Origin of the sequence: Aeromonas sp. MR19, assembly GCF_963899305.1 — a bacterium.
Lineage (GTDB): Bacteria > Pseudomonadota > Gammaproteobacteria > Enterobacterales > Aeromonadaceae > Aeromonas > Aeromonas bestiarum.
Genome location: NZ_CAWQWZ010000004.1, coordinates 117526 through 124643, shown reverse-complemented (window position 1 = coordinate 124643; position 7118 = coordinate 117526). Strand labels below are relative to the sequence as shown.

Here is a 7118-nt window from a genome sequence, read left to right as displayed (position 1 = left end):
TTGAGGCAGTTGAGGCAGTTGAGGCAGTTGAGGCAGTTGAGGCAGTTGAGGCAGTTGAGGCAGTTGAGGCAGTTGAGGCAGTTGAGGCAGTTGAGGCAGTTGAGGCAGTTGAGGCAGTTGAGGCAGTATCAGAATCCATTAAAAGAAAAGCCGGGACAAGCCCGGCTTTTTCTTTATCACTCAGCAGCTGCTTCAGCAGCGGCCGGGCGGTCTACCAGCTCAATATAAGCCATAGGGGCGTTGTCGCCTGCACGGAAACCGCATTTCAGAATGCGAGTATAACCGCCGGCGCGCTCCAGGTAGCGCGGGCCCAGTTCATTGAACAGCTTAGCCACAATCGCGTTATCGCGAGTACGGGCAAATGCCAGGCGACGATTAGCAACGCTATCAGTCTTGGCAAGGGTGATCAGCGGTTCAACGACACGACGCAGCTCTTTTGCCTTAGGCAGAGTCGTCTTGATGATCTCATGACGAACCAGGGAGCTGGCCATGTTGCGGAACATAGCCTGACGATGGCTGCTGTTCCGGTTCAGTTGACGACCACTCAAACGATGGCGCATGACCTTATCCTTCTAACTAAATCTGTGAAACCCGTAATCTGGATTACTCGTCAGCGATGCTGGCGGGCGGCCAATTCTCGAGGCGCATGCCAAGAGACAGACCACGGGAGGCCAACACGTCCTTGATCTCAGTCAGGGACTTCTTACCGAGGTTAGGAGTCTTAAGCAACTCAACTTCGGTACGCTGTACCAGATCACCAATATAGTGGATAGCTTCTGCCTTCAGACAGTTCGCAGAACGAACTGTCAGCTCCAAATCATCGACAGGACGCAGCAGAATCGGATCAAACTCGGGTTTCTCTTCTTTCTTCTCGGGCACGCTGACATCGCGCAGATCCACGAAGGCTTCCAGTTGTTCGGCCAGAATAGTGGCTGAACGACGGATGGCTTCTTCAGGATCCAGAGTACCATTGGTCTCCATGTCGATGACCAGCTTGTCCAAGTCGGTACGCTGTTCCACACGTGCTGCCTCAACATTGTAGGCAATACGAACGATGGGGCTGAACGCGGAGTCCAGCAGCAGGCGACCAATCGGACGCTCTTCATCATCGTTGTGAACACGAGCAGAAGCAGGCACATAACCACGACCGCGCTGAACTTTCAGGCGCATGCTGATTTCAGCATTGGCACCAGTCAGGTGGCAGATTACGTGCTCCGGGTTTACGATCTCGACTTCATCACCGTGAGTGATATCACCAGCGGTAACGGGGCCTGTTCCAGACTTGGTCAGGGACAGAGTTACCTCGTCCTTGCCTTCCAGCTTTACAGCGATACCTTTCAGGTTGAGCAGGATTTCAAGAATGTCTTCCTGTACACCTTCTTTGCTGCTGTACTCATGCAGTACCCCGTCAATTTCGACTTCAGTAACTGCACAACCGGGCATAGATGACAGCAAAATACGACGCAGGGCGTTGCCCAGCGTGTGACCAAAGCCACGCTCGAGTGGCTCAAGAGTCACTTTCGCATGAGTCGGGCTAACTTGCTCGATGTCAACTAGCCGCGGTTTAAGAAAATCTGTTACAGAACCCAGCATTGTGTCCTCTCTTTAGAAGCTAGCTTTACTTGGAGTAAAGCTCGACGATCAGCTGTTCGTTAATGTCGGCAGACAGGTCGGAACGCTCTGGCAGACGCTTGAAAGCACCTTCCATTTTAGCGGCATCAACCTCTACCCAAGTCGGCTTCTCACGCTGACCAGCAACTTCCAGGGAAGCTTTGATACGCGCTTGCTTCTTAGCCTTCTCACGAACGCAGATCACGTCCTCAGGGGAAACCTGGAAAGAAGGAATGTTCACAACGCGACCGTTTACCATGATGGCTTTGTGGCTCACCAGCTGACGAGATTCAGCACGGGTAGCGCCGAAGCCCATACGGTAAACAACGTTGTCCAAACGACCTTCCAGCAGCTGCAACAGGTTTTCACCGGTGTTACCCTTTTGACGGGCAGCATCGCGATAGTAGTTGCGGAACTGTTTTTCCAATACGCCGTAGATACGACGAACTTTTTGTTTCTCGCGCAGCTGAACACCGTAGTCGGACAGACGCGCTTTACGCGCACCGTGCTGACCAGGGGCGGTGTCAATCTTGCACTTAGAATCAATCGCACGAACACCAGACTTCAGGAAGAGGTCGGTGCCCTCACGACGGCTAAGCTTAAGCTTAGGACCGATATATCTTGCCATCTTCTTTCTCCAACAATCCTAGACCAAGTAGCTACAGCGTTATACGCGGCGCTTCTTGGGAGGACGACAACCGTTGTGCGGGATCGGAGTCACATCAGTAATATTAGTGATGCGGAAACCAGCCGCGTTCAGAGCGCGGATGGAAGACTCACGACCGGGACCCGGACCTTTGACCATGACTTCCAGGTTCTTCACGCCGTATTCTTTGGCGATCTCACCAGCACGCTCAGCAGCTACCTGGGCAGCAAACGGAGTGGACTTACGGGAACCACGGAAACCTGAACCACCGGAGGTAGCCCATGACAGAGCATTGCCCTGACGGTCAGTAATGGTCACGATTGTGTTGTTGAAAGATGCATGAACGTGCGCAATACCGTCGCTCACTTGCTTTTTAACGCGCTTGCGAGCACGAGTCGGAGTTTTAGCCATTTTCTACCTTCCCGTTACTTCTTGATAGCCTTGCGCGGACCCTTACGGGTACGAGCGTTGGTCTTGGTACGTTGACCACGAACAGGCAGGCTACGACGGTGACGCAAACCACGGTAGCAACCCAGATCCATCAAGCGTTTGATGTTCATGGAAATCTGACGACGCAAGTCACCTTCAACGGTGAATTTACCTACTTGCTCGCGCAGACTTTCGATCTGAGCTTCGTCCAAGTCTTTAATTTTCACATTCTCAGCAATACCGGCTGCGGCACAGATGGCCTTGGAGCGGGTACGACCGACGCCATAAATCGCAGTCAACGCAATGACTGCATGCTTATGGTCAGGAATGTTAATGCCAGCGATACGGGCCACTGTTCACTCCTACGTAGCGTAGATAACGACCACCACAAAGCCCGTGAGCGGATACGTGGCGGTCAACCAATACACAACAAAAGTTGGCTGGCTATATTAGCCAGCACAACTATTTGTTGCAAGTACTAACCGTAAAAAATTAGCCTTGGCGCTGTTTATGCTTTGGCTCGCTGCAAATCACACGCACCACACCGTGACGCTTGATGATTTTGCAGTTACGGCAGATTGCCTTAACGGAAGCACGAACTTTCATTGCTTAACTCCGTAACTACGCCGACCTTTAGCGGCCGTAGCCCTTCAGGTTGGCCTTCCTCAGGACGTCGCCATATTGATGAGACATCATATGGGTTTGTACCTGAGCCATGAAGTCCATGATAACTACCACGATAATCAGCAGCGAAGTGCCACCGAAGTAGAACTGTACGTTCCAGGCAGTCATCAAGAACTGGGGTACCAGACAGATAAAGGTTATATAGAGCGCACCTGCCAATGTCAGGCGAGTCATAACCTTATCGATGTAACGTGCTGTCTGCTCGCCCGGGCGGATCCCCGGGATAAAGGCTCCACTCTTCTTCAGGTTGTCTGCTGTCTCGCGGGGGTTGAACACCAGCGCGGTATAGAAGAAACAGAAGAAGATAATGGCTGCTGCATACAACATCTCATACAAGGGCTGACCCGGCTGCAGGACCATAGAGACCTGTTGCAGGATATCAGCGATCTTGCCCTCGCCCTGACCAAACCAAGAGGTAATGGTCCCAGGGAAGAGGATGATGCTGGATGCGAAAATCGCAGGAATCACACCGGCCATATTCACTTTCAACGGCAGGTGTGTGCTTTGCGCGGCGAATACCTGGCGGCCTTGTTGACGCTTGGCGTAGTTAACGACGATACGGCGCTGACCACGTTCCACGAACACCACAAAGTAAGTCACTGCGAAAACAATCAAGCCCAGCAACAACAACAGCAGGATGTGCAATTCCCCTTGACGTGCCTGTTCGGCCGTAGCACCAATGGCATGCGGCAAACCAGCAACGATACCCGTGAAAATAATCAACGAGATACCATTACCGATCCCACGCTCGGTAATCTGCTCACCCAACCACATCAAAAACATGGTACCGGTGACCAGACTCACAACGGCCGTGAAATAGAAGCCCAAACCCGGATGAGTCACGAGTCCCTGCATCATATTCGGCAGACCGGTTGCAATACCAATGGCCTGGAAAGTTCCCAAAACCAGCGTGCCCCAACGGGTATATTGGCTAATCTTGCGACGGCCGGATTCACCTTCTTTCTTGAGTTCAGCAAGAGCGGGGTGAACCACAGTCAGCAGCTGGATAATGATCGACGCCGAAATGTACGGCATGATCCCCAGCGCAAGAATAGAAGCACGCGAGAGTGCACCACCACTGAACATGTTGAACATCTCAATGATGGTGCCCTTCTGTTGTTGGAACAACTCGGCCAGTACGGCGGCGTCAATACCAGGAATCGGCACATAAGAGCCTGCACGGAAAACGATAATCGCCCCGAGAACGAAGAGCAGACGGCTCTTCAGTTCACTCAGACCACCCTGTGCTTTAACATCCAATCCTGGTTTCTTAGCCATTGTACTGATTATTCCTCGATTTTACCGCCAGCGGCCTCGATGGCTGCACGTGCACCTTTGGTGACGGACACACCACGAACGGTCACAGCACGGTCAATGTTGCCAGACAGAACAACTTTAGCGAAAACGATGTTCTTAGTAACAACACCGGCTTGCTTCAGAGTGCTCAGATCGACCACATCACCTTCTACCATGGCGATTTCGTTCAGACGCACTTCGGCAGAAACCAAAGATTTGCGAGAGAAGAAACCGAACTTCGGCAGACGGATTTTCAAAGGCATCTGGCCGCCTTCGAAACCAGCGCGGACTTTACCGCCACCGGAACGAGAGGTTTGACCTTTCACACCACGACCACCAGTCTTGCCCAGGCCGGAGCCGATACCACGGCCACGACGTTGTTTTTCAGGCTTGGAACCAGCGGCCGGAGACAGAGTATTCAGACGCATGCTTAGCCCTCCACCTTAACCATGTAATAAACCTGGTTGATCATACCGCGTACGCAGGGAGTATCTTCCAGCTCAACGGTGTGACCAATGCGACGCAGACCCAGACCACGCAGAGTCGCCTTGTGCTTTGGCAGACGGCCGATAGAGCTGCGAGTTTGAGTTACTTTTACAGTGTTAGCCATGTCGCATTACCCCAGAATTTCTTCAACGCGCAGACCACGCTTGGCAGCGATCTGGGCCGGGGATTGACCCTGTACCAGAGCGTCGACAGTTGCGCGAACAACGTTGATTGGGTTGGTGGAACCGTAGGTCTTGGCCAGCACGTTGTGGATACCAGCAACTTCCAGAACAGCACGCATGGCGCCGCCTGCAATGATACCAGTACCTTGTGAGGCCGGCTTCATGAACACGGTGGAACCGGAGTGAACACCGCGCACCGGGTGGTGCAGAGTGCCATTGTTCAGTTCTACCTTGCTCAGGTTACGTTTAGCCTGTTCCATCGCTTTTTGAATAGCGGCCGGAACTTCACGGGCCTTACCGTAACCGTAACCTACACGGCCGTTACCATCACCCACCACGGTCAACGCGGTGAAGGACATGATACGACCACCTTTAACAGTTTTCGAAACACGGTTTACTGCAATCAGCTTTTCTTGCAGTTCGCCGGCTTGAGATTCGACTTTAGCCATCTTCGACTCCTAGCTTAGAACTGAAGACCAGCGTCACGAGCAGCGGTAGCCAGAGCGGCTACACGACCGTGATACTTGAAACCGGAACGATCGAAAGATACGTTCTGAACGCCTTTGGCAATAGCACGCTCAGCGATTGCTTTACCTACTGCGGTAGCTGCATCAGCATTACCGGAGTATTTAAGCGCTTCACTGATGGCTTTCTCTACTGTAGAAGCAGAGGCCAGAACTTCGGAACCGTTGGCTGCGATAACCTGCGCGTAGATATGACGCGGGGTACGGTGAACAACCAGACGGGTAGCTCCCAGTTCCTGCATCTTCTTCCGAGCACGAGTAGCACGACGGAGACGAGCTGCTTTCTTGTCCATAGTGTTACCTTACTTCTTCTTAGCTTCTTTAGTACGCACTTGCTCGTTGGCATAGCGTACACCCTTGCCCTTGTAGGGCTCCGGAGCGCGGTAAGAACGGATATCGGCGGCGACTTGGCCAACCAGCTGCTTGTCCACACCACGCAGAACGATCTCTGTAGCGGTCGGGCATTCAGCGGTGACACCAGCCGGCAGCGCATGCTCTACCGGGTGAGAGAAGCCCAGGGCCAGCGCGACAGCATTGCCCTTGATGGAGGCTTTGTAACCTACACCAACCAGCTGCAGCTTACGCTCGAAGCCTTGGGTAACACCGATTACCATGTTGTTAGCCAATGCACGTGCAGTACCGGCCTGAGCGTCAGCACCAGCGATGCCGTCGCGCGGGGCGAACTTCAGTACATTGTCTTCTTTGGTCACTTCTACACCGGCGTGGATGGAACGAACCAGAGAACCTTTACCACCTTTGATGGACAGTTCCTGACCGTTCAGAGTCACCTCTACGCCAGCAGGGATAGTGACGGGTGCCTTAGCAACGCGAGACATTTCCGACCTCCTATTAAGCGACGTAGCAGATGATCTCACCGCCCATGCTTGCCTTGCGGGCAGCACGGTCGGTCATCACACCTTTAGACGTGGACACGATAGCAACACCGAGACCGCCCATAACTTTCGGCAGATCAGTAGTGCGCTTGTAAATACGCAGGCCGGGACGGCTCACGCGTTGGATCAGTTCTACAACCGGCTTGCCCTGGAAATATTTCAGTTCAATTTCCAGTTCAGGCTTCACATCACCCGCTACGGAGTAGCCAGCGATGTAACCTTCTTCTTTCAGCACTTTGGCAATTGCCACTTTCAGCTTGGAAGAAGGCATGGAAACCGCAACTTTGCTCGCCGCCTGACCGTTACGGATGCGGGTCAGCATATCCGCGATCGGATCTTGCATGCTCATAGTCTAACTCCCGAGATT

Annotated in this window: 13 protein-coding genes; all 13 read right to left on the bottom strand. The window is 53.0% G+C overall.

The genetic code is table 11. The annotated features are described in order from the left end of the window. Positions 1 to 176: 176 nt before the first annotated feature. The 13 genes from rplQ to rpsH all read right to left on the bottom strand — a co-directional run bounded on the left by rplQ (position 177) and on the right by rpsH (position 7100). Complete coding sequence (gene rplQ / locus AACQ95_RS02780; RefSeq protein ID WP_005307999.1) at positions 177 to 560, bottom strand: 50S ribosomal protein L17; 384 nt, start codon at positions 558 to 560, stop codon at positions 177 to 179. A 43-nt stretch (positions 561 to 603) separates the two neighbouring features. Continuing rightward, positions 604 to 1593 (bottom strand): DNA-directed RNA polymerase subunit alpha, encoded by a 990-nt coding sequence (locus tag AACQ95_RS02775; RefSeq protein WP_005307997.1) that lies wholly within the window; start codon positions 1591 to 1593, stop codon positions 604 to 606. A gap of 25 nt (positions 1594 to 1618) precedes the next feature. Beyond that, entirely contained in the window at positions 1619 to 2239 is a 621-nt protein-coding gene (rpsD, locus tag AACQ95_RS02770) for a 30S ribosomal protein S4 (protein ID WP_005340600.1), read from the bottom strand. A 39-nt stretch (positions 2240 to 2278) separates the two neighbouring features. Beyond that, on the bottom strand, positions 2279 to 2668 hold the full coding sequence (gene rpsK / locus AACQ95_RS02765) for a 30S ribosomal protein S11 (protein ID WP_005319702.1): 390 nt from the start codon (positions 2666 to 2668) through the stop codon (positions 2279 to 2281). Positions 2669 to 2682: 14 nt separating this feature from the next. After that, positions 2683 to 3039, bottom strand: a complete 357-nt coding sequence (rpsM, locus tag AACQ95_RS02760; RefSeq protein WP_005307991.1) for a 30S ribosomal protein S13 — start codon at positions 3037 to 3039, stop codon at positions 2683 to 2685. Between the two features lie 139 nt (positions 3040 to 3178). Next, a complete protein-coding gene (rpmJ, locus tag AACQ95_RS02755) occupies positions 3179 to 3292 on the bottom strand; it encodes a 50S ribosomal protein L36 (protein ID WP_005319705.1) in 114 nt (37 codons plus the stop codon). Between the two features lie 27 nt (positions 3293 to 3319). Next, positions 3320 to 4648, bottom strand: coding sequence for a preprotein translocase subunit SecY (gene secY, locus AACQ95_RS02750; protein ID WP_010672567.1), 1329 nt, complete (start codon positions 4646 to 4648; stop codon positions 3320 to 3322). 8 nt (positions 4649 to 4656) lie between these two features. Continuing rightward, positions 4657 to 5094 (bottom strand): 50S ribosomal protein L15, encoded by a 438-nt coding sequence (rplO, locus tag AACQ95_RS02745; RefSeq protein ID WP_005319708.1) that lies wholly within the window; start codon positions 5092 to 5094, stop codon positions 4657 to 4659. A 2-nt stretch (positions 5095 to 5096) separates the two neighbouring features. After that, positions 5097 to 5276, bottom strand: a complete 180-nt coding sequence (gene rpmD, locus AACQ95_RS02740) for a 50S ribosomal protein L30 (RefSeq protein ID WP_005307985.1) — start codon at positions 5274 to 5276, stop codon at positions 5097 to 5099. A 6-nt stretch (positions 5277 to 5282) separates the two neighbouring features. Further along, positions 5283 to 5783, bottom strand: coding sequence for a 30S ribosomal protein S5 (gene rpsE / locus AACQ95_RS02735; protein ID WP_042010196.1), 501 nt, complete (start codon positions 5781 to 5783; stop codon positions 5283 to 5285). A 14-nt stretch (positions 5784 to 5797) separates the two neighbouring features. Continuing rightward, positions 5798 to 6151, bottom strand: a complete 354-nt coding sequence (gene rplR, locus AACQ95_RS02730; protein WP_005319717.1) for a 50S ribosomal protein L18 — start codon at positions 6149 to 6151, stop codon at positions 5798 to 5800. A 9-nt stretch (positions 6152 to 6160) separates the two neighbouring features. Beyond that, a complete protein-coding gene (gene rplF, locus AACQ95_RS02725; RefSeq protein ID WP_005319720.1) occupies positions 6161 to 6694 on the bottom strand; it encodes a 50S ribosomal protein L6 in 534 nt (177 codons plus the stop codon). 13 nt (positions 6695 to 6707) lie between these two features. Beyond that, positions 6708 to 7100 (bottom strand): 30S ribosomal protein S8, encoded by a 393-nt coding sequence (gene rpsH, locus AACQ95_RS02720; RefSeq protein ID WP_005307980.1) that lies wholly within the window; start codon positions 7098 to 7100, stop codon positions 6708 to 6710. Positions 7101 to 7118: the final 18 nt, after the last annotated feature.